Origin of the sequence: Microcoleus sp. PH2017_08_TRC_O_A, assembly GCF_020738665.1 — a bacterium.
Classification (GTDB): domain Bacteria; phylum Cyanobacteriota; class Cyanobacteriia; order Cyanobacteriales; family Microcoleaceae; genus Microcoleus.
On sequence record NZ_JAEQCE010000029.1, the window covers coordinates 1 to 23,304 of the forward strand.

Genomic DNA, 23,304 nt, shown 5'->3' on the forward strand with positions numbered 1-23,304 from the left:
TTATTCCTGTAGTTTTAGGACTGTGGACTAAAATTACTAACGTAGATGTCTAACATTGACTACTTTTGGGTAGCTTTGTCCATGTTTTTACGAGCGGTTAGATGTACGAAAAGACGGATCGCAGCCCTAGAACAGAGTTAAAAAACTCAGGTTTAAAAATCTGGAGTGCCTAATCAATGATTTTTTTGGCAAAACTTAATATTTTCAGGGAATAATTGGATTTGTTTTTACGATAAAATATGGCAACAATTCGGTTAATAGGAGTTGGCAATCTAATATCGGGATCAAAAAAAACTAGGAAAAGGCACGTCAGTCAATGGACTTATCTAAAAAAATCTCTGTATGCTTAGTTTGAAAAGGCTTGATGAATCATTTGATTTTCAGGAAATTAATTTCTCGCTTCATTAAATAATTGACCTGCTAACAATAGACAGGAAAAATGGCTCTAGAAAAAAATGGTAATTGACAAAGAAAGCATTCACATTTTAGTTATTGATGACCAGCCTAACAACCTTCGGTTTATATCAAATATCTTAACGAAAGAAGGGTATAAAGTTCAGCGGGCTATTTCTGGAGGAATGGTTGTAAATGCTAAATTTACCGTTCTACCAGACCTGATTTTGCTAGATATTGCCATGCCCCGAATGAACGGCTACGAAGTATGCGAAAAACTGAAGGCCAACGAAAAGACTCGGGAAATTCCGGTAATTTTTCTGAGCGTTTTTAATGAAACTTTTCATAAGGTAAAAGCTTTTGAAATTGGCGGTGTTGACTACATTTCTAAGCCTTTTCAAGTGGAAGAAGTTTTAGCGCGGATCGAAAGTCAATTGACTATCCAGCAGCTATCGAAACAATTAAAACAGCAGAATGTCCAACTGCAACGAGAGGTAGAATTTCGGAAGCAGACAGAACAAGCACTCCGGGAAAGCAAAGCGCGGTTGCAGAAATTGGCGGTTAATATACCGGGCGTTATTTACCAATTAGTGCAAAATCCACAGGGAAGTTATAAGTTTGAATATATCAGTTATGCTTGTCGGGAAATTTACGAATTAGAGAGCGAAAAGATTTTAAAAGATGCTGGCTTGGTATGGGATCGAAATCATCCAGATGACCGAGAATATGTGATGGAAACGATTGCAGAAAGCGCTCGAACTTTAGAACCTTTTGCCTTTGAATGGCGGATTGTTACGCCGTCGGGAAAACTCAAATGGCTGCAATCTAATTCTCGACCAGAAATGCGCGACAATGGCGATATAGTTTGGTATGGCGTGCTTTTTGATATCAGCGATCGCAAGCAAGCAGAAATAGAAACTGCCGCAGCTAAATCTGCTTTAGAACGGAAAGTTCAGCGAGAGTTGCTGATTGCCAAAATAACTCAAGAAATTCGATCGAGCTTGCATCCAGAACAAATTTTTCAAACAGCCGCAACTCAAATCGGTCAGACATTCTACGTCAATCGCTGCTTGATTCATACTTACATTACTACTCCCCAAGTCGATATTCCTCTGGCGGCGGAGTATCTCGAACCCGAGTGGGAATCTATTTGGAACGTACCCATTCCTATTTGGGGAAATCCTCACATCGTACAAATGATGATACAAGATCGGCCGATCGCCTCCCACAATGTTTACTCAGACCCTCTTTTGCAGGCTGTGAGACCGATTTGCCGCGAGATTGGGTTAAAATCGATGCTGGCAATTCGCACTTCCTACCAAGGCAGGGCAAATGGCGCTATCTGCTTGCACCAGTGCGATCGCTACCGGGAATGGACGAAAGATGAAATCGACTTGTTAGAAGCGGTGGCGGCTCAACTAGGGATAGCGCTGGCTCAAGTTCAACTGATCGATCGAGAGAAAAAGCGAATTGGGCAGCTCGATCGGCAAAATAAACAGTTGCAAGCAGAAATTCGCACCCGCATCCTCGCCGAGCAAGCTCTGCAAGAGTCAGAAGCAGAATTGCGGACTATTTTTGCTGCCATGACTGACATAGTTTTAGTGAGAAATGCAGAAGGGCGCTGCATCAAAATCGCACCGACATCAGCGACGAATTTTGCCAAACCTGCCAGCGAAATGATTAACAGAACCGCCCATCAAGTCTTGCCACAATCTGTAGCAGATTTGGTATTAAATACCATCCAACAAGTTCTCAAAACGAAGCAAAGCATCAATGTTGAATATAGCTATACAGTCGGAGATCGCGAAGTTTGGCTAGATGCTAAAGTTTCTCCGCTGTCAGCAGAATCAGTAATTATGGTAGCGCGAGATATTACCGATCGCAAACAAGCAGAATCTGCACTCCGAGAAAGCCAGCACTTCATTCAGGCGATCGCCGATTCCAATCCCAACCTATTGTACGTTTACGATTTAATTGAGCAGCGGAATGTCTACACCAACCGCCAAATTGCGACGATCCTCGGCTACGGGGCAGAAGAAATACAAGATATGGGTAAAGCCATGCTCCAAACTCTGGTGCACCCCGAGGATTTATCGGCTTTTTTTCAACATATTCAAAAGTTCGATCGATCTCAAGGTGGTGACATCATCGAATTTCAATACCGGATGAGGCACAAAAACGGCGAATGGCGGTGGATGCACAGTTGGGATACAGTATTTCTGAGACAAGCTGATGGTAAACCGAAACAAATTCTCGGCACGTCTAATGATATCACGGATCGCAAATTAGCCGAAGAAAAACTGCTAGCATCGCAGCAAAGAATCTCATTTTTATTGCAGCAAACGCCGATCGCAGTGATCGAGTTAAACCTGAGTTTAGAAATTATCACTTGGAATCCCGCAGCAGAAGCTATTTTTGGCTACAGCGAGCAAGAAGCCAAAGGGAGAGTCGCCACCGATTTGATTGTACCTGAAAGCTACCGCCAACAAGCATCTGAGATTTTCGATCGTGGCTTGAGTGCCAAATCCAGCGCCACTTCCGAAAATCTGACCAAAGACGGCAGAATTATCATCTGCGAGTGGTACAATACTGAGCTAATTGACGAGAATGGCAAAGCAATCGGTACGGCTTCAATGGCTGTAGATATTACCGAACGCAAGCAAGCAGAAACCGAATTGCAAGAAAGTGCTTTGCGCCAAAGAGCGATCGCCCGCATCATTGAAAGAATGCGGCAGACTTTAGATCTCCGAGAAATTTTTCACGCGACAACCCGAGAATTGCGCCAAACCATGAAATGCGATCGAGTCGGGCTTTACCGTTTCAATCCTGACTGGAGCGGCGAATTTGTAGCCGAATCCGTTGACAGCAAGTGGATTTCTTTCATCCAAGCACAGCAAATAGACCCCAACTTCACAGAAGGCGCCTTAGAAAGCGAAAATTGCCTCGTCCAAAAATTCGATAGCACCTCACAAGAAATCTGCGATACTTATTTGCAAGAAACCGCAGGTGGAGCCTACAGCAGAGGTAAAACTTACCTTTGCGTCCAAGATATTTACAAGCAAGGCTTCAGCCCTTGTTACATCGAATTGCTAGAAAGATTTCAAGCCAAATCCTATATTACCGTCCGAATTTTCTGCGGTGACAAGCTCTGGGGATTGCTAGCATCCTATCAAAATTCAGCTCCCCGTCAGTGGAGCGAAGCTGAAATCAACGTTGCAGTTCATGTAGGCACCCAGCTAGGAGTAGCATTGCAGCAAGCCGAATTGCTCGCTCGCACTCAAAGGCAGTCAATGGAACTGATTAAATCCAAAGAAAACGCGGAAGTTGCCAACCGCGCCAAAAGCCAATTTCTCGCTTCCATGAGTCACGAATTGCGGACGCCTCTCAATGCCATTCTCGGTTTTTCCCAAGTCATGGCTCGCAACATTTCTATCACACCAGAACAAAAAGAATACATAGAAATTATCAACCGCAGCGGCGAACATTTGCTAGAACTCATCAATGATGTTTTGTCAATGTCCAAAATAGAAGCAGGTCAAATTACCATTAATGAAAGCCGCTTCAACCTCTACAACATTCTCGACAGCCTCAGAGAAATGCTGCAACTAAAAGCCAACTCCAAAGGCTTGCATCTAATCTTTGAAAATATCGGCGATTTGCCGCAGTACATTCAAACAGACGAATCTAAATTGCGGCAAGTTTTAATTAACTTGCTCGGCAATGCAATTAAATTTACTCAACACGGAATTGTTACTCTGCGCGTTAGCAGCCAAGCAGAAACCAACGTGACTGAAGAAAATCAATCTCAATTGCTGTTTGAAATTTCCGACACCGGCCCCGGCATTTCCCCCTTGGAACTTCCCACATTATTCAAGCCCTTCGTACAAACCGAAACAGGTCGAAGATCCATGCAGGGAACCGGGCTAGGATTGCCGATCAGCCAACAGTTTGTCAGGATTATGGGAGGTGATATTTCTGTGGAAAGTCAACTCGGTCAAGGCACAACTTTCACGTTTAATATCCAGGTTAAGTTAGTAACAGAAAGCGACGAACAAGAAAAAACGACGGCAAAACAAGTTATTGCTTTAGAAGCCGGACAGCAAATTTATCGGATATTAATAGTTGAAGATGTAGCCGAAAATCGCCAACTGCTGCTTAAGTTGCTCGCACCGCTGGGATTTGAAGTCGAGGAAGCAACTAACGGTCAAGAAGGAATTGCTTTACAGTCAACTTGGAAGCCGCACCTGATCTTAATGGATATGCTGATGCCAGTGATGGACGGGTACGCAGCAACCAAACTGATCAAACAAACTCCAGAAGGAAAAGAAACCATAATTATTGCCCTGACTGCTAGTGCTTTTGACGAGCAGCGACACATAATTTTGTCTGCTGGTTGTGATGATTTCATTTGTAAACCGTTTCGGGAAGAGGTACTATTTGAAAAGATAGCTCATCACCTGAACCTGCGGTATATTTATGAGGAAGAAAACTCATCTACTTCTGGTTCGGCACCGCAACTGCTGAAAAGTTTGACCGCGGAGGATTTGAGTGTAATGCCCAGAGACTGGGTAGTCGATTTGTACCAAGCAGCACTTTGCGTTGACGACAATCGCATTCTCCAACTGATCGAGCAAATTCCCGAAACTGAAGCAAATCTCGCTAACGCTTTAAAAGATTTGGTCGAGAATTTTCGGATAGATATCATTATTGATTTAACTCAATTATATTATGATGAACGACCAGCCACTACCAGCGACTCCTAGAGACATTCTGATCGTTGACGATATGCCGGACAATTTGCGACTTTTATCCACTATGCTCGGATCCCACGGGTATCAAGTCAGGAAGGCGATTAACGGACAACTGGCTCTGCAAGCGGCACAAATGTCTCCTCCGGATCTAATTTTACTAGATATTAATATGCCGAAAATGAACGGCTATGAAGTTTGTCAGCAGTTAAAAATAATTGAAAATACTAAAGATATTCCGGTGATTTTTATTAGTGCGCTAGATGACGTGCTGGAAAAAGTTAAAGCTTTTCAAGTAGGAGGAGTAGATTATATTACTAAGCCTTTTCAAGTAGAAGAAGTTTTGGCCCGCGTCGAAAACCAACTTTCGCTGCGATCGCTGCAATCGAAACTGCAACAGCAAGCCAGGGAATTGCACGATCGCAATTCGAGATTGCAGGAGGAAATCGCGGAACGGCAGCGGGCTCAAGAATCAATCCGGTTTTTGCTGGAAATTACGCGGGCGATCGGCGAAGCTGTAAACTTTGACTCAGCTTTAGAAGTAATTCTGCACCAAGTTGGCGAAACAATCGGATGGGATTTAGGAGAAGCTTGGATTCCCAATGCAGAAAGAACTTTCCTGGAATCTGCCAGGGGTTGGTATGCGGGCAACGCCAGCATGGACTGGTTCCGCAGGGAAAGCAAAAAACTGACATTTGCCAGGAATATTGGGCTGCCGGGACGAGTTTGGGTATCCAAGCAACCGGAGTGGGTAGAAGATATTACCCAGGGCTACCCGCCTTTTACTCGAAGTGCAATAGCACAAGCAACCGGATTTAAAGCAGCTTTTGGTGTGCCGATTGTGGTAGGCGATGAACTCTTGGCAGTGCTGGTTTTCTTTAAAATTTTGCCAGGTAGGAAAGACGCGCGATTTATAGATGTTTTTGATGCTGTAGGCAGTCAATTAGGTTCTTTGATTCAGCGCAAAAAAGCCGAAGAATTACTGCGAATTGCTGAAGAAAGATATCACAGCATTGTCGAAAATGCGATGGAAGGCATTTTTCAAAGCACGCCTTCAGGAGGGTTTATTAGCGCTAATCCAGCTTTAGCAAAATTGTATGGTTATAACTCGCCAGCAGAACTGATGTTATGTATTAAAAATACTTCTCAAGTGTACATTGAGCCGGAACGCCGCCAGCAATTCGAGGCGGCTATGGATGCACAAAATGCTGTGTTGGGCTTTGAATCTATGGTCTATCACAAAGACGGCCACCGGATTTGGGTATCAGAAAATGCCCGAGCTGTTAGAGATGAAAAAGGTGAGCTGATGTATTATGAAGGTACTGTTTCTGATATTACAGAGCGTAAATTAGCTCAAGAAGCGCTCAAAGTTCAACAGGAACAAAGCGAGAAGTTGCTGTTAAATATTTTACCGAAACCAATAGCTGAACGTTTGAAAGCGGAGCAAACTACAATTGCTGATAGTTTTGCAGAAGTCAGTGTTTTATTTGCTGATATTGTTGGATTTACTGAACTGTCGGCGAGAATGTCTCCGACGGAGTTGGTAAAGCGATTGAACGTGATTTTTTCGCACTTCGACCAGTTAGCTGAAAAGTACGGTGTGGAAAAAATTAAGACGATTGGTGATGCTTATATGGTAGTTGGGGGATTGCCGACGCCGAGAGACGATCATGCTGAGGCGATCGCCCAAATGGCCTTGGGAATGCAGGCAAAAATAGCTAAGTTGTCGGCCGAGACAGGAGAAAAACTGGCAATTCGCATCGGTATCAATTCCGGGCCGGTGGTAGCGGGAGTGATTGGTGTGAGCAAGTTTACCTATGATTTGTGGGGAGATACGGTGAATGTGGCGGCGAGGATGGAAGTTACGGGATTTTCCGGCAGCATTCAAGTTACTGATGTCACTTATGAGCTTTTGAAAGATAAGTATTTGTTTGAGAGGCGAGGCATGATTCCGGTAAAAGGTAAGGGGGAGATGATGACTTATTGGTTGTTGCAAAAAAAGTAAAAATTGGGAATGGGGCATGGGGCATCGGGCATGGGTCATGGGGCATGGGGCATTGGGCATTGGGCATTGGGCATTGGGCATTGGGCATTGGGTATTGCAACTGACAACAAATAACCAATAACCAATCACCAATCACCAATCACAAATCACCAATCACCAATCACCAATCACCAATCACCAATCACCAATCACCAATCACCAATCATTAATCATTAATCATTAATAATTCATGACTACTGACTACTGACTACTGACTTCTTCCTTCTGCTATGATGAAAGTAGTTAACGAAACTTTACATAATAGCCGTGACTGCACAACAATTAGTATCTGCAACCAGCTTTGAAAAATTAATTTGGACTTGGAAAGGTCACAAAATCCAATATACCGTCCAAGGCACGGGCCGCCCTCTGATTTTGATTCATGGATTTGGGGCTTCGATCGGGCATTGGCGGCAAAATATCCCCGCACTCGCTGCCGGCGGCTACCGCGTATTTGCCCTGGACTTGTTGGGATTCGGGGCTTCCGCGAAACCGGCCCTCGATTACACCCTGGAATTGTGGGAAGAATTACTCACCGATTTCTGGGCAGATTTGGTACAGGAACCGGCGGTATTTGTCGGAAATTCGATCGGCGCATTGCTAAGTTTGATGGTAGTCGCCAACCATCCAGAAATCTCCGCCGGCGGTGTCTTAATCAACTGTGCCGGCGGACTCAACCACCGACCCGAAGAACTGAGTTTTCCCCTGGGATTAATCATGGGGACTTTTGCTAAATTAGTTCGATCGCCCATCATCGGCCCCTTTGTCTTCAACAACATCCGGCAAAAACACCGCATCCGCAACACCCTGCGCCAAGTCTACGGCAATCGGGAAGCCATTACCGACGAACTCGTAGAACTCCTCCACGCGCCCTCCTGCGAGCCCGGAGCTCAACAAGTATTTGCCTCGATTCTCACGGCCCCAGCAGGCCCTCAACCGTCGGAATTGCTGCCAAAGGTCGATCGTCCGTTATTGGTACTTTGGGGCGCAGATGACCCCTGGACGCCGATCGCCGGTAGCCAGATTTACCAAGAATTGGCCACCAACGGTAAACCCGTCAAATTTGTCTCAATTCCCAACACAGGCCACTGTCCCCACGACGAACGACCAAATGAGGTGAATACTCTGATTTTGGACTGGCTGGTTGAATTCAAGTAAATTTTTTCGGCTTGGATGGATGTGCAGGGCGATCGGCTAAACCCTTGCATTACAAAGGTTCTGCCTCGATCGCACGCACCCGCAGCAGACTCAAAAAAAAACTTTTGTTAAAAGTATTGACACAATGTACTGAGTTAGCTATATTAATGGACGTGTGAGGAGCGAACCAGAAGAAGCACCGAGACGAAACACGGCCAGTCGTCGGTGCTTTTTCTGTTGAAAGACATTTTTAAAATTATTATTGCTACAAATATCAGCGATCGCCCAAAACAAATTGTTCGATCGCCAACGCCACCCCATCTTCCTCCACATCCGGCGCCACCCAATTAGCAACAGCCTTCACCCCATCAGGAGCATTCCCCATCGCCACGCCCACACCCGCGTAGGAAATCATTTCTAGATCGTTAAAATTGTCGCCGATCGCCATCACATTCGCCGCCTGCAAACCCAAAATTTCCTCCGCCAAATACTTCACCGCATCTCCCTTATTCGCCAAAGGATGCGTCGCTTCAAAAAAAGTAGCAACGGATCGAGTTAAATAAAGCTCCGCAGGCGTGTAACGCTCGCGCATACTAATGAGCAAGCCGTCGAGTACCTCCGGATTCTGGCACAAAGCCAAGACTTTCGTCGGTTCCCCCGGAATATCTCGCCGCAAATCTTTAATTACATTTGGTTCAATACCCGATCGTTCGGCATAAAGTCGGGTAGCTGTGGTAATTTCCGGTACATACAGTTTATCGTCAATGTAGAAATGGATCGACAGGAGCGATCGCAATTCCGGTACTTCAAAATGCTCTAACAATTGCAAAGCCCTTGGTATCGACAGCGGTAAGTGGCGCAGCCGCTTTTGACTCGCGACATCTTGAATCCACGCGCCCTGGTAGCAAATCAGCGGCAGAGTTGAGCCGATATGCGAGTGGAAACGCAAAGCAGACTGGTACATCCTGCCCGTAGCGACAGCTACTTTCACTCCCCGCGACTGGGCTGCCGAAATGGCCTGCTTGACAGGTTCTCGGATCTGATTTGACAAACCTGCGATCGTCCCGTCGATATCCACTACCAGTAGTTTAATGTCTGCGGTGCCCAAAGCGCGATCGGTCGCAGTAGCTGGATTTGAGGCAGTTATATTCTGCATGATTGTTTTGAGATTTTACCTGTTGATTTGCACGCACCAGTTTATTTTGGCACTGGCGCGATCGCAAAATACAATTTTTGATTTTTTGAATACTACAATATAGATAAGTATTACCTGAAGTCAGGACACGGCAGTGCCGTTTCCCTACGATTAATCTGGTGTAGAAATCAGGACACGGCAGTGCCGTTTTCCTACGATTAATCTGGTGTAGGGACTAAGGCCAAGCCGTCTCCTCTCTATCATTCCAGCCCAGCCGAAATTTATATAAAACTTCAATTTTTAAATCACTCCCAAACAGCATGATTACTATTCCAGGATACCGCATTGACGGAGAACTTTATACAAACCCCCACACAGTTATTTATCGAGGGATGCAGCTTGAAGAACAAAAACCAGTTATCCTGAAAACTCTCACACCGACCTACCCTACCCCAGGGCGAATAGCCCAACTCCTGCACGAAGCAGAAATCCTTAAAAATTTAAATTTACCAGGAATAGTCAAACTTTACAAGCTTGAAAAATACAATCACTTTCCTGTTTTAATTTTAGAAGATTTTGGTGGCATTTCCCTAAAAGATTTTCTCAGCACCAACCAGCTAGAGTTACAACAATTTCTCCAAATAGGCATAAAACTAGCAGAAACTCTCGGACAACTCCACGAAAATCACATCATTCACAAAGATATTAAACCCAGCAATATTATTGTCAATATCCAGACTGGGGATGTCAAAATTACTGATTTTGCGATCGCCTCCCTGCTACCAGGCGAAAACCCCACCCTGGCCCACCCCCATTTACTCGAAGGAACCCTCGCCTATCTGTCTCCCGAACAAACGGGACGCATGAATCGGGCGATCGACTACCGCACCGATTTTTATTCATTAGGTGTCACATTTTATGAAATACTCTGCGGCGAATTGCCTTTTAGTGCCACCGATCCAATGGAATTAGTGCACTGCCATATTGCTAAAACGCCCATTTCTCCTGGCGAAAATAGAAAGCAGAAAGTCAAAAGCAGCATCAATCAAACAGAAAGCGACGAGATTCCTCTAGCCATTAACGATATCGTAATGAAGCTATTAGCAAAAACAGCCGAAGACAGATATAAAAGTGCTTTCGGACTTTTGTATGACTTGGAAAATTGTCTCGCTCAACTGCAAACAAGCGGCACAATTTCTCACATCACCCTCGGCGAGCAAGATCGGTCAACTCACCTGCAAATTTCCCAAAAACTTTACGGACGAGAAGCCGAAGTTAATCTACTTCTCAATACGTTCGATCGCATGAAGCGAGGCTATACAGAAATCCTACTTATTTCCGGTTGTGCCGGCCTTGGCAAATCGTCGCTTGTCTATGAAATTTACCAACCCATACTCCGGGAAAATGGGTATTTTATTGACAGCAAATTTGAGAAATTCAAGCGCGATATTCCCTACGCTTTTTTGCTCCAAGCTTTTCAAGACTTGTTGCAGCAAATTCTCACAGAAACAGCCGCCAAAGTGCTAGTTTGGAAACAAAAAATTTTAAATGCTCTCGGTAGCAACTGCCAAGTAATTATTGAAGTTATTCCCGAAGTAGAACTGATTGTCGGGTCGCAGCCTTCTGTGCCAGATTTAGGATCGAATGAATCTCAAAATCGCTTTAATTTAGTATTTCAAAAATTCATCCGCATCTTTACTCAAAAAGCACACCCGCTGGTAATTTTTCTCGATGACTTGCAGTGGATTGATTCAGCCTCGCTCAAGTTAATCCAACTGCTAGCAACTGACATGCCCAGCCAATACTTATTAATAATCGGAGCCTATAGAGAATCAGAAGTAGATGCAAATCATCCCGTAATGCTAGCCGCAGAAACAATTAGGAAAGCAGGCGGGAATGTAAGTACGATCGCCCTTTTGCCTTTAGATATTAACAGCGTCAATCAACTCGTCGCGGATACTCTGAGCTGCGCCCCAGAAAAATCGCTACCTTTGGGACAATTACTGTTTCACAAAACCGGAGGAAATCCATTTTTTATAGCCCAATTGCTGAAGTCTCTTTACTCCCAAAAAATGCTACAATTTAAATTTGTAGCCTCTGAAAATTCGGTCGATCGAGCCGAACCTCACTTGTCTGACTTTGCCGAACAAATCCCAGAACAAGCTGTGAAAAAATGCAAAATCACAGGCGAGTGGCAGTGGGACATTGAGCAAATACAAGAAATAGGAATAACTGACAATGTTGTGGAATTAATGATAGACAACATTCAGAAACTTTCAGGTAATACGCAGGAACTGCTAACATTAGCCGCTTGTATAGGCAACAAATTTGATTTAGCAATTCTCTCCCAAATCAGCGAACAACCTCTGACTTCCGCAGCAACACACCTCTGGGAAGCAGTTCAGTCCGGTCTGATTTTGCCCGTGAATAACGCTTACAAAATTCCGATCGCACTAGCAGCAAGCACAGGGTTAACAGACCAAATATCTAGAGACGTTACAGATGAATTGTCCCTACCAGTTGCTGATGCTGGTAGCGCAACTTATAAATTTTTGCACGAGCGAGTTCAGCAAGCAGCTTACGCTTTAATATCCGAATCTCAGAAACAAGAAATTCATCTCAAAATCGGCAGATTCTTGCTGCAAAACGCGCATCCAGAGCAATTAGAAAACCATATTTTCGATTTAGTCAACCAACTAAATGCAGCCCAACCAATCATCAGCAGTGAATTAGAAAAACTTCATTTATGTAAATTAAATTTAATGGCGGGCCGCAAAGCAAAAGCCAGTGCAGCTTATGAACTCGCTGTCAAATATTTGGCCGCAGGTATTGCATTGCTTCCCATGCAAAGTTGGCAAACCGACTACGACTTGACTCTTGCACTCTACGAGTCAGCAGCAGAAGCAGCTTACCTCAATACCGATTTTGAACAAATGGAAAAATGGGCAAAAATTGTCTTGCAATACGCCAAAAATGAACTAGACAAAATCAAAGTTTTTGAAATCCGAATCACAGCTTGTGCGATGCAAACCAAACTGCAAGAAGCGGTAACAATTGGTCGGGAATCACTCACAATGTTAGGAATAAACTTTCCAAAATCGCCAACTCCCCTCCACATTCAGCAAGCACTTACCAAAACCTCAGCTTATTTAACAGGAAAAAAGATAGAAGATTTAATTGACTTGCCTATGATGACCGAGCCGCGTAAATTAGCAACTATGCGCGTCCTTTCCAGTATGTTGTCGGCTACCTCGATTGTTGAACCCATACTGTTGCCGTTGATTGTCTGCGAGCAAGTTAATTTATCTATAAACTACGGAAACTCTGCTTTTTCTGCCTTCGGTTATGCTAATTACGGAGCAATTTTAAAAGGAATAGTTAGAGACATTGAATCGGGCGAGCGATTTGGTCAATTAGCATTAAATTTGATCGCTCGGCTAAATGCTTTAGAATTCAAAAGCAAGACTCTTAATTTAGTTGCCTTCATTTTGATGCACGGCAAACATCACGTTAAAGATACTTTACCTCTGTTAGAAGAAGCCTATCAAAGCGCGCTCGAAAATGGTGATTTAGAATCGGTTGGATATTCTGCCGTAAATATTTGTCAGTCCTTGTATTTTATTGGTCAAGAATTGCCGCAACTGGAACGAAAAATGGTAAATTACAACCATTTGCTATTTCAACTAAAGCAAGAAACGGTATTGACTTGGAATCAAATATATTGGCAAACAGTTTTGCAATTGATGGGGAAAATGGAAAGCCCCGACATTTTATTACGTGAAGCTTACAGCGAAAAAACATTATTGCCGCTGCTGTTGAAAGTTAACGATCGAGTGGGACTTCAAACTTTTTACTTACAGAAATTAATATTAGCCTATTTATTTGGCAATGTCGAGCTGGCGCTAGAAAATGCAGCGCAAGCCGAAGTTTATTTAGACGGAGTTGTGGGGTTTATTAATGTTCCTGAATACCATTTTTATGATTCTCTAGCCCGACTCGCAGCATATCCATCGGCAACAAAAGAGGTACAAGAAGAGCATCTTTTTTACGCAAACACCAACCTAAAAAAAATGCAAAAAAAAGCACTTTCTGCGCCGATGAACCTCCAGCACAAATGTGACTTGATTGCTGCTGAAAAAGCTCGAATATTGGGAGATATTGTGAGAGCAATGGAATATTACGACTCCGCAATTGCTGGAGCGCAAACAAACGGATACATACAGATACAAGCACTAGCAGCAGAATTGGCAGGAGCATTTTATTTATCGATTGGACGAGAAAGAATTGCGAAAACTTACTTGACAGAAGCGCGTTATTGCTATCAGCGCTGGGGAGCTAAAGCGAAAGTAGCGCATTTAGAATCAAAATACTCGCAGTTGCTGACTTCACCCTCGATTTCAACTAATATCGAAACTCACAAATCTACGAGTAGCGCTTGCACTACGAGCGACGGTGCAGGCGTACTAGACTTGACAACAGCAGTAAAAGCATCGCAAACCTTAGCGGGCGAAATAGTTCTAGACAAACTGCTGGCAAAACTGATGAAAATTGTTATTGAAAATGCCGGGGGACAAAAAGGCTTTTTAATACTAGAAAAATCTGGTCAATGGGTGATTGAAGCATCAGGCTCTGTGGATGTCGAGCGGGTTAATGTAATGCAATCAATTCCGATAGATTTTGTATGTGAGGATCGAGAAGTAACTTTGCTGGCAGTTTCTGTTGTCAACTACGTCGCTCGTACCCAGGAAAGTATAGTTTTAAATGATGCCACCCGCGAAGGACAATTTACTCGCGCACCTTATATAATTGCGGTTCAACCTAAATCAATTCTTTGCACTCCCTTAATCCATCAAGGCAAACTCAGTGGCATTTTATATTTAGAAAACAATCTGACTACAGGCGCTTTTACGCCAGACAGGTTGGAACTATTAAAACTGCTGTCTTCTCAAATTTCTATCTCGATTGAAAACGCCCAACTTTACATGAACTTGCAGCAATTCAATCAGAATCTTGAAAACTTAGTTCAGCAGCGTACCTGCGAATTGTCCCAAACTTTAGAAGACTTAAAATCGGCTCAAAATAAACTGGTAGAAGCGGAAAAAATGGCTGCTCTCGGAGGGTTGGTTGCAGGTGTCGCCCACGAAATAAATACTCCCATCGGCGTAGGTATCACTGCCGCCTCGCTACTGGCTGAAAAAGTCACCAAATTTTTGGATCTTTACAGCAAGGGACAAATTAAACGATCGGAGCTAGAAAAATTCCTGGATACGGCGCTGCAAAGCAGTAATATGATCTTATCCAACCTCACGCGGGCGGCAGATTTGATTCACAGTTTTAAAGAAGTGGCTGTAGATCAGTCGAGCGAATTAAAACGCACGTTTAACGTGAAAAACTATCTAGAGGAGATTTTGACATCCTTAAGCGCCAAACTCAGAAGAACTAAGCACAAAGTAGAGATTAAGTGCGATGAAAATATTGTACTGGACAGTTACCCCGGTGTGTTCTCTCAAATTGTGACAAATCTGGTGTTGAATTCCCTAATTCACGCTTACGATGGAGAAAATGGGGGGATTCTGGCGTTTGATTTGAAACTAGAGGGCGATCGGCTAATATTTGAATATGCCGATAACGGCAAAGGAATTACCCCAGAAAATCTCAGTAAAATTTTTGAACCATTCTTTACGACAAAAAGAGGTCAGGGCGGCACAGGATTGGGACTGCACATTATTTACAACCTTGTCACGCAAAAACTAAAAGGCAGAATTCGCTGCGAAAGTCAAGTACAAAAAGGCACAAAATTTATGATAGAATTTCCTGTTATAAGAAGAAATTAGTTATTATACTGTCAGTTTTAATATAATTCTATTTAGGAGAACGATAAATGTCAGAAGCTAGTAAAAATGTGTTGGCTGCGGGCGATGACGAATTAATAGTGGCGGGCGACGATGAATTAATATTTGCCGACGAAGACGAGACGGAAGACAAGCCGATCGCAGGCAGTTGGAAAATATTGATTGTAGACGATGAAATAGAAATTCATAATATTACAAAACTCGCTTTAAATGAATTTATATTTGAAAACAAAGCGATCGCATTTATCAGCGCTTACTCAGGTAAAGAAGCCAAAGAAATAATCGAAGCCCATCCAGACATAGCCTTGATTTTACTCGATGTAGTCATGGAAACAGAAGAGGCAGGCTTGGAAGTAGTAAAGTACATCCGCGATATTTTAGAGAATCAAGTAGTACGGATTATTTTGCGTACCGGACAGCCGGGACAAGTGCCAGAAGATGTAGTAATTGTCAGCTACGATATTAATGATTACAAAACAAAAACAGAACTAACAAACAAAAAGTTATTTACCACGGTAGTGACAGCACTCAGAGCATTTCGCGCCCTGACTCAAATTGAAGCCAGCAAAAGTGAACTAGAAAAAATAGCAGCAGCGTCAGCGCGCTTTGTACCCAAAGAATTTTTGAAATTCCTCCAAAGAGAAAGCATAGTTGATGCCAGATTGGGAGACTCTGTACAGGCAGAAATGACGATTATGTTTGCTGATATTCGTTCATTTACAAGTTTGTCAGAGAGTATGTCTCCCCGAGAAAATTTTGAATTTCTCAACTCTTACTTAAGCCGAGTTGGCCCAGTTATCCGCCAGTACAACGGTTTTATAGATAAATATATTGGCGACGGGATTATGGCTTTGTTTCCTAACTGTGCTGAAGATGCTGTGCAAGCGGGAATAGAGATGCAGCAGCAAGTTAAAATTTATAACAAACACAGACAAAATTGTGGATACAAACCTATTTCTATAGGGATTGGCTTGCATACTGGAACTTTAATGTTGGGTACTATTGGCGAGGCGGAACGGATGGAAAGTACAGTCATTTCTGATGCTGTAAATTTAGCCTCTAGGGTGGAAGGATTGACAAAGCTTTATGGAGTTGGTATTGTTGCTAGCGTTCAGACTTTGTGCCGGATTGACGACCCCCAACATTATAAGTGCCGATTTCTCGATCGCGTTCAAGTAAAAGGAAAACAAGCGCCGGTGGCTGTGTTTGAGATTTATGACGGCGATTCGGATATGATGATCGAACTAAAAGGAAAAACCCAAACTGATTTTGAACAGGGCATTTTTTTTCACTACCAGCAGCAATTCGCGCAAGCGAGGCAAATGTTTATGCGTGTCTTGCAAGTGAACAAGTATGATAAGGCTGCATTGTTTTATGCAGAACGCTGCGATATGTTGATGAAGAATGCACTGATTATGACTCTGGAAGGGATAGAGATATAGGGCATGGGGCATGGGGCATGGGGCATGGGGCATGGGGCATGGGGCATGGGGAATTGGGCCGAAAAGAATTAGGAAATGGGCATCAGCTAAGACAGTGAACAGTGAACAGTGAACAGTGAACAGTGAACAAATAACTTAATTTATGCGATTAAAATCTCTTGATGTTTTTCGCGGAATTGCGATCGCCTCAATGATTCTAGTGAACAACCCCGGCAGTTGGAAACAGGTGTATCCGCCGCTAGATCACGCAGAATGGCACGGGTGCACCCCGACAGACTTGGTATTTCCCTTTTTTCTGTTCATCGTTGGCTGTGCGATGTCCTTCTCGCTGTCAAAATATACTGAAACTACTACAAAAATAGAAACAAATATTTATTGGCGAATTGCGCGGCGGGCGGCGATTTTATTTGTATTAGGATTGCTGCTAAATACATCTTCGATCGCCCTTGACGTACTTTTGAACGGCGCCCCAGTGGAAAATTTCGGTAAAATCAGGATTATGGGAGTATTGCAGCGCATCGGTTTAGCGTATGCAATTAGTGCGATCGCGATTCTGAACCTTTCCCCCCGCAATCAAAAACTGCTCGCTGTTGCGGTGCTTTTAGGCTATTGGGGCGTATTATTCGTATTTGCTGTAGGGGGGTACACTGAATACGCACTGACGCCAGAGGGATATGTGGGTGGATATGTCGATCGGCTAATTCTGGGTAGCCAACACCTCTACAAAGGCGGCCCCTTCGATCCTGAAGGAATGTTGAGTACGTTACCAGCAGTTGTCACAGTTTTGTCTGGCTATTTTACAGGGGAATGGCTGCGCGTGCAGCCAATCAAAACCCGGACGAGTTTAAATTTAGTAATTAGTGGATTGTGTTGCTTAGTAATTGGTCATTTGTGGGGATTTTTATTTCCGATCAACAAACAATTGTGGACGAGTTCCTATGTAGTTTTTACCGCTGGTTGGGCTTTGCTTTTGCTAGCAGCTTGCTACGAAACAATAGAAGTGCGAAAGTGGAAATGGGGATGGCCGTTTGAAATCATGGGATTGAATGCAATTTTCTTGTTTGTGGCCTCTGGTATTGTCGCTAGACTTTTGTTAAAAACTCATATCGGCATTGGTAAAACTGCTCCAACAACTTACACTTGGATTTATGAAAACTGGTTTGTGCCTTGGGCTGGGCCGTTGAATGGTTCTCTGGCTTTTGCAGTGACGGCGGTATTGTGTTGGTGGTTGATTTTGTATGGAATGTACCGTCGAGGTTGGGTGATTAAAATTTGAATTGTGGCTTGTTAAACAAGTGAGTTCGTTGATAAGTTGTGAACAACGAGTCTTGACAGTCAAAAGCTGTTTGTAGTATAATAGTTGTATATTTTTTTACGGTTTTTAACGTGGATATTCTAATTGAGTCAACAAGCGAATTTGAGAAAGATATTGCGCTGCTAAATGAACATGAGAAAGCCGCAGTAATTCAAAAAATTAATTATTGTGCCAGCCTTTTTCCTACTCAAAAATCAAATGTGTATCGCAAGCTGCGTCGTCTCCCGCTATCGTCAGACCTGAATGGTTACGAGTCTTCGCTTTATACGCTACGAATTTCTCAAAAACTAAGAGTGGTTTTGGCGGTTGACGAAGACCCTATTTTTGGGCAAGCTATTTTTACTCTTTTTCGAGCAGTTCTACACGACGAACTCGATCGAGCATATAACGATGTAGCAGAGTCTTTGTATCAAGACCTACTTCAGGGCGATCGAGAAACTGCCTAGATATCATCAGCTTGGTTATGGCACAAAATCTTACTCTATGCGATGAATATGGCATTATTTACGAAGCTATGAAAATTTTGCCAGATGATGAGCTAAAGATTAGTTTTCTGGAAGCTTTAGCAGAACTTGAAGACCAGGAATGTCACAGAACGAGACAATTTCCCAAAACGAGACTGCATAAAGTTAAAGGTGTGAAGCAGGCAGTTTATCGCGCTGATATTGATAAAGTCTCAGGCTGGCGCATCCACGTTCAGTACGTCAATGGACAGATTCATCTTAAGGATATTATTGAAGGGCAAAGACACGACAATGTAATTGAGGTGATAAAATCCAAGAAGTCACGCTACCAGTAACTCTCAATTTTACCAAAATGTTTTTACTGAAGACAGCTAAGGAGAAGAAACAATGATACAGCCAGTGATTTTAGAAAAATTAGAAGAACTACCAGAGTCTTTTCAGACAGAGGTGCTTCATTACATCGAGTTTTTGATTGAGAAGTACGCTCAAAAATCTCCTCAAGAAAAACCACCGAAAAAGCGTCGTGTTGCAGGAACGATGGAAGGTATGATTATCATGGCAGATGATTTCGATGAGCCGCTTGAGGAAACGATCGACTAAAAAACCCTCAAAGGACTGCTCCATCTAGTTGTTGTACCCCTGGAACACACCAATCGTTTCGCAAAATTGCCCACAATGCCACGTCCTCAAACATCCCCCATTTTCGTACTCGTTGGCGCAGCATCCCTTCGTACACAAGCCCATTTTTTCGCAAAACTTGCCCGGAACTTGGATTTCTAATCATGTGGTAAGCGTAGAGTCGATTGAGTTCTAATTCTTCAAATCCAAATCGCAGCACTGGTTTTAAGGCTTCGCTCATATATCCCTGTCCCCACGCTTCAACGGCCAACCAAAAACTCAATTCAGCCTGAGAATGCTCTCGTTCAATGTCTCGAATTTCAATGATTCCGTTAAACTTCTTTTCAAATCTCTGCTCCATGACAAAGGTGACAGAATGCCCCGCTTCAAACTCAGCCTTTTGTCGAGCAATGTATCGCTCAGCTTCGCCATCGGGATAGGGATGAGGAATTGAAATCATGGTGTCAGCAATCTGACGAACACTAGCAGCAGCCTGGATTGAGGATACATCTGCGCTAATGAGCGGACGCAAAATTAATCGATCTGTCAGTAGTTTAAATTGAGCGCTCATGAAACTATCCAACTGTGACTCTTTTCTGTTAAGGCACCCATTTGGGATCTGTTCTTAAAATATCAGGCCCAGGGTCAATCCGTCTTAACTAAATACCATTTATAAAAAGTCTTGTTACACAACAATTTTTTGGGTTGTTTGTTGAACGATTGTGTAAGGTGCGTCGCGATCGAGATTGTCGCTCTTTTCTTAGGGATTTTCGATCGCGACACACCCTACGAATACTTGACTGCGGACCGATCGACTAAAATCGATATATAGCCTTTCTCACATTCACGAGGTACAAGTCTTGACCTGAAAAGCTTTACGCTGTAAAGGTTCCAACATATCTTGGCATACCTCATCTTTCTGAAAAAGGCTATATTCAAAATACGTAAGCGATGATGAACCCCAGATTACCTATACCGATCGTTCATAGCGACCCCGACATTTTAGGCGGAACTCCTGTCTTTATCGGCACTCGCGTCCCGATGAAGACTTTGCTTGATTATCTCGAAGCTGGTGATTCGCTCAACGAGTTTCTCGACCATTTCCCTAGTGTCAGCCGCGAACAAGCGATCGTACTTCTCGCCACGATCCGATCGCCGCACAACAACATTTAACATTGATTGATGTCCGCTTCCTCAAGATCGATCGCCCGCCCGATCGGAAATCCGATCGCCCGCCCGACACATTTTCCACAAATTAACAGCCCAACCCTGCCAAACTCAACGATTTTAGCGATTTGCCGATCGCCCGCCAGCGCACCCTAACTATAAATGAGCCCAAATCGTTAAAATAAAAAAAAGATACGTAATAGGCAGGCCCGTTCAATGATCCCAACAGTTATAGAACAATCCGGTCGCGGCGAACGCGCCTTTGACATTTACTCGCGACTCCTGCGCGATCGCATCGTCTTCTTGGGCCAACAGGTTGACTCCGACTTAGCCAACCTGATCGTAGCCCAATTGCTATTTTTAGACGCCGAAGACCCGGAGAAAGATATTTACCTCTATATCAACTCCCCCGGCGGATCGGTAACAGCAGGTATGGGCATTTTTGACACGATGAACCACATCCGCCCCGACATTTGCACTATTTGTCTTGGTTTGGCCGCCAGCATGGGCGCTTTTCTGCTGAGTGCGGGCGCTAAAGGCAAGCGGATGAGTTTGCCTCACTCCCGGATTATGATCCACCAACCTCTGGGCGGAGCTCAAGGACAAGCTACCGATATTGAAATTCAGGCGAAAGAGATTTTGTACCACAAACAGCGCCTGAATCAATTTTTGGCAGATCATACCGGTCAGCCGCTTTCCCGCATTGAAGAAGATACCGAACGCGATTTCTTTATGTCGGCTGAAGAAGCAAAGGACTATGGTTTGGTCGATCAAGTGATCGATCGCCGTCCTTCTGCTAGCCGCCCGATCGCTGCTGTGGCGTAAATAGTCCTAGACGCACGGGTAGTCAGAAACCGGGTTTTTTGCGAAAATCCTTCGTTGTAATCCACAGATTAAGTAAAAAACCCGGTTTCTTTGGCCGGAAGCATCTCAGCTTTGCAAAAAGCATTTTTTTTTATAGTGCTGTCCCCGCTCGCGTATTCTACAACTCGCGAGCGGGGACAGCACTATAAATGCCAAACTGAGATGCCCCCCCTTTGGCCTTAATTCGTCCAGAACTGGTAAATTAAAAATTAAAAATGGAGAATATTTCCCTGTTTTTAATTTTTATTTTTTATGAACCGCTCAATTACTGTTAATAAAAACAGTTTATAGTGATTCACTAAAGTCCGCAATAAAGAAGGACTGAAGTCCTCACTACAAACCTGCAAGAAAGAAGGACTAAAGTCCTCACTACAAACCTATTTTCCTGATTGTTAAGGTAAAGATTCGAGATATTGCAGGAAGTCGAACAATTCTTCTCTATTTAAGAAATGTCGTGCTTCTTTGCCGTAACCTTGTTTGAGATAATCTTTTCCTTGGTTGGCTGTCCATCCCAATCTCTTGATTTCTTCGGTGGTTCTGCTGTAGATTTCTAGATATTCTAGGAAATCTGCCAACTGTTCGCTAGCAAGTTCTCTCTGCGATGACTTGCCATAATTTTGTTCGAGACAGTCGGTTTCCTGTTTTTTTGTCCATCGCAGCCGTTTGAGAATTGCGTCTATTTGGGCGATCGTATCAGAATCATCTTCGATCGCATCGCTGGGAATTCCTACCGCGATCGGTTGCAATTCCCGGACTTCGGCCGCACCTTGCGACAGTTCGCTTTGGCTAGTATTTGGCACTTCCAATTCTGGAAGCGGTTCGCCGTAGCTGGAAGACAGCCAAGCGTCCGAGTCTAACTGCTTCGGTACAAATCCCACCGCCGGAGGTAAATCGACTGTTGGCGGCAAAGGTTCCGCTACAGGTGCGATCGTCGGCTCTGCATTTAATTTGGTTTCCCTATTGACAAAATTGCTTTGATGTGGTATGTCAATTTTGTCTGGAACAGGCATTTCTAAAACCGGAAGCGGAGCAAGGGCTGGCCCAACGGGAACGGGAACGGGAACAACAGGAGGGGGGGCTACGGGAACGGGAACAACCGGAGCCGGAGCCGGAACGGGAACAACAGCAACCGGAGCCGGAACGGGAACAGCAGCAACCGAAGCCGGAGCCGGAGCCGGAACGGGAACAGCAGCAACCGGAGCCGGAGCAGCAGCAAATGCGAGGACAGCAATCGCTCGCGATCGGGCGCGGTCTTCAGCATCCTCAACAGACTCAGCAGCGGACATACCAGTAGCGAGAGTTTTGCCGTCAACCTGAACCAGACAGCGAACCACAAACTTACCGTGATGAATAGTCAGCAACTCACAGATCAACTGTCCAGCGGGATAAAGGGCGCGAAATTCAGCAAACATAATTTTTTGACCCCGAAACCAGAAGGGGCTGATGACTTAAGTTTAGTACAACCCAGAGAAAACATTTTTCTGAAAGCACATATTCAACATACAATAAATGTAAGGTGAATCATCCGCGCAACCTTTCACGCGACTAAACCCTATCCCACATCCGGCGGTTTAAGCTAACAAGCACCGGGCGTCATTTCTACCTATAGGAGATGACACAGCAACTAGGCAAAAGTAGTAAAAGTCTCCGGTTTTGTGTACCTTGCACTTTCTACAGCACAGATTGCTCCCTACCCTGAATTGCACCTCCGTCCGCAAGGGCAGAACGCTTGCAAAAACAGGGGTATCGCAGCGGCGAGCTACTAGCAATTTTGCCTTGAGACGGTAAAATCTTTGGCTTTAGCACAAGGCAAGAGGCACTTCAAAAAGCAGAAGAAAGCAGGAAAAAGGCAGAAGGAAAAAGGCAGGAGGCCCAAATGCAAATTTTCTCCCTCTGCATCTCTCCATCTCCCGATCCAGGACTCAACCCGTCGCTTTCAGCATCGAGTCATCTTTTAAGAACCGACAGGGGCTTTCTACTTCGCGAAGAGCTCGGCGCTGCAAGCCAAAAGCAAAGGAACCAACGCTAAAAAATTGTATTGGGGAATAGGGTATGGGGTATTTGTCTGCACCATCATCTGTCATTTGCTGACAGACAGCAGACAATTAGCGACTGCTGGTGTGGG

Annotated in this window: 16 protein-coding genes; 12 read left to right on the plus strand and 4 right to left on the minus strand. The window is 44.1% G+C overall.

What is annotated here, in order from left to right:
- Positions 1-455 precede the first annotated feature (455 nt).
- The 3 genes from JGK22_RS12030 (at position 456) to JGK22_RS12040 (ending at position 8,343) form a co-directional block, all read left to right on the plus strand.
- Positions 456-5,156 (plus strand): PAS domain S-box protein, encoded by a 4,701-nt coding sequence (locus JGK22_RS12030; protein ID WP_293312938.1) that lies wholly within the window; start codon positions 456-458, stop codon positions 5,154-5,156.
- Entirely contained in the window at positions 5,122-7,146 is a 2,025-nt protein-coding gene (locus JGK22_RS12035) for an adenylate/guanylate cyclase domain-containing protein (RefSeq protein WP_293198509.1), read from the plus strand. The genes JGK22_RS12030 and JGK22_RS12035 overlap by 35 nt, the downstream gene beginning before the upstream one ends.
- 306 nt (positions 7,147-7,452) lie before the next feature.
- Entirely contained in the window at positions 7,453-8,343 is an 891-nt protein-coding gene (locus JGK22_RS12040; RefSeq protein ID WP_293211374.1) for an alpha/beta fold hydrolase, read from the plus strand.
- 253 nt (positions 8,344-8,596) lie between these two features.
- Here the strand turns inward: JGK22_RS12040 and JGK22_RS12045 are convergent, their stop codons facing one another.
- Positions 8,597-9,478: a Cof-type HAD-IIB family hydrolase gene (locus JGK22_RS12045; protein ID WP_293211377.1), complete on the minus strand. Its 882-nt coding sequence runs from the start codon at positions 9,476-9,478 to the stop codon at positions 8,597-8,599.
- Positions 9,479-9,777: 299 nt separating this feature from the next.
- Here JGK22_RS12045 and JGK22_RS12050 point away from each other — a divergent pair, with 299 nt between their 5' ends.
- The 6 genes from JGK22_RS12050 (at position 9,778) to JGK22_RS12075 (ending at position 19,130) form a co-directional block, all read left to right on the plus strand.
- Positions 9,778-15,291: an ATP-binding sensor histidine kinase gene (locus JGK22_RS12050; RefSeq protein ID WP_293312939.1), complete on the plus strand. Its 5,514-nt coding sequence runs from the start codon at positions 9,778-9,780 to the stop codon at positions 15,289-15,291.
- Positions 15,292-15,338: 47 nt separating this feature from the next.
- Positions 15,339-16,751, plus strand: a complete 1,413-nt coding sequence (locus tag JGK22_RS12055; protein ID WP_293185645.1) for an adenylate/guanylate cyclase domain-containing protein — start codon at positions 15,339-15,341, stop codon at positions 16,749-16,751.
- 142 nt (positions 16,752-16,893) lie between these two features.
- On the plus strand, positions 16,894-18,027 hold the full coding sequence (locus tag JGK22_RS12060; RefSeq protein WP_293312941.1) for a DUF5009 domain-containing protein: 1,134 nt from the start codon (positions 16,894-16,896) through the stop codon (positions 18,025-18,027).
- A 110-nt stretch (positions 18,028-18,137) separates the two neighbouring features.
- On the plus strand, positions 18,138-18,512 hold the full coding sequence (locus JGK22_RS12065; RefSeq protein ID WP_293312943.1) for a hypothetical protein: 375 nt from the start codon (positions 18,138-18,140) through the stop codon (positions 18,510-18,512).
- A 17-nt stretch (positions 18,513-18,529) separates the two neighbouring features.
- Positions 18,530-18,865, plus strand: coding sequence for a hypothetical protein (locus JGK22_RS12070; protein ID WP_293185639.1), 336 nt, complete (start codon positions 18,530-18,532; stop codon positions 18,863-18,865).
- A 52-nt stretch (positions 18,866-18,917) separates the two neighbouring features.
- A complete protein-coding gene (locus JGK22_RS12075) occupies positions 18,918-19,130 on the plus strand; it encodes a DUF2281 domain-containing protein (protein ID WP_293185637.1) in 213 nt (70 codons plus the stop codon).
- A gap of 7 nt (positions 19,131-19,137) precedes the next feature.
- On the opposite strand, the gene JGK22_RS12080 is transcribed toward JGK22_RS12075, so the two are convergent.
- Positions 19,138-19,719: a GNAT family N-acetyltransferase gene (locus JGK22_RS12080; RefSeq protein ID WP_293312945.1), complete on the minus strand. Its 582-nt coding sequence runs from the start codon at positions 19,717-19,719 to the stop codon at positions 19,138-19,140.
- A 380-nt stretch (positions 19,720-20,099) separates the two neighbouring features.
- Here JGK22_RS12080 and JGK22_RS12085 point away from each other — a divergent pair, with 380 nt between their 5' ends.
- Genes JGK22_RS12085 through clpP form a run of 3 tightly spaced genes read left to right on the plus strand, consistent with a single transcriptional unit; the run spans position 20,100 to position 21,140 of the window.
- Positions 20,100-20,321, plus strand: coding sequence for a DUF433 domain-containing protein (locus JGK22_RS12085; protein WP_293185633.1), 222 nt, complete (start codon positions 20,100-20,102; stop codon positions 20,319-20,321).
- A gap of 9 nt (positions 20,322-20,330) precedes the next feature.
- Positions 20,331-20,471, plus strand: coding sequence for a hypothetical protein (locus tag JGK22_RS12090; RefSeq protein WP_293190351.1), 141 nt, complete (start codon positions 20,331-20,333; stop codon positions 20,469-20,471).
- A gap of 36 nt (positions 20,472-20,507) precedes the next feature.
- Positions 20,508-21,140, plus strand: a complete 633-nt coding sequence (gene clpP / locus JGK22_RS12095; protein ID WP_293149808.1) for an ATP-dependent Clp endopeptidase proteolytic subunit ClpP — start codon at positions 20,508-20,510, stop codon at positions 21,138-21,140.
- A 431-nt stretch (positions 21,141-21,571) separates the two neighbouring features.
- Here the strand turns inward: clpP and JGK22_RS12100 are convergent, their stop codons facing one another.
- Both JGK22_RS12100 and JGK22_RS12105 read right to left on the minus strand, forming a co-directional pair.
- Positions 21,572-22,591, minus strand: coding sequence for a hypothetical protein (locus tag JGK22_RS12100; RefSeq protein WP_293186337.1), 1,020 nt, complete (start codon positions 22,589-22,591; stop codon positions 21,572-21,574).
- Between the two features lie 510 nt (positions 22,592-23,101).
- Positions 23,102-23,284: a hypothetical protein gene (locus JGK22_RS12105; protein ID WP_293190355.1), complete on the minus strand. Its 183-nt coding sequence runs from the start codon at positions 23,282-23,284 to the stop codon at positions 23,102-23,104.
- Positions 23,285-23,304 lie beyond the last annotated feature (20 nt).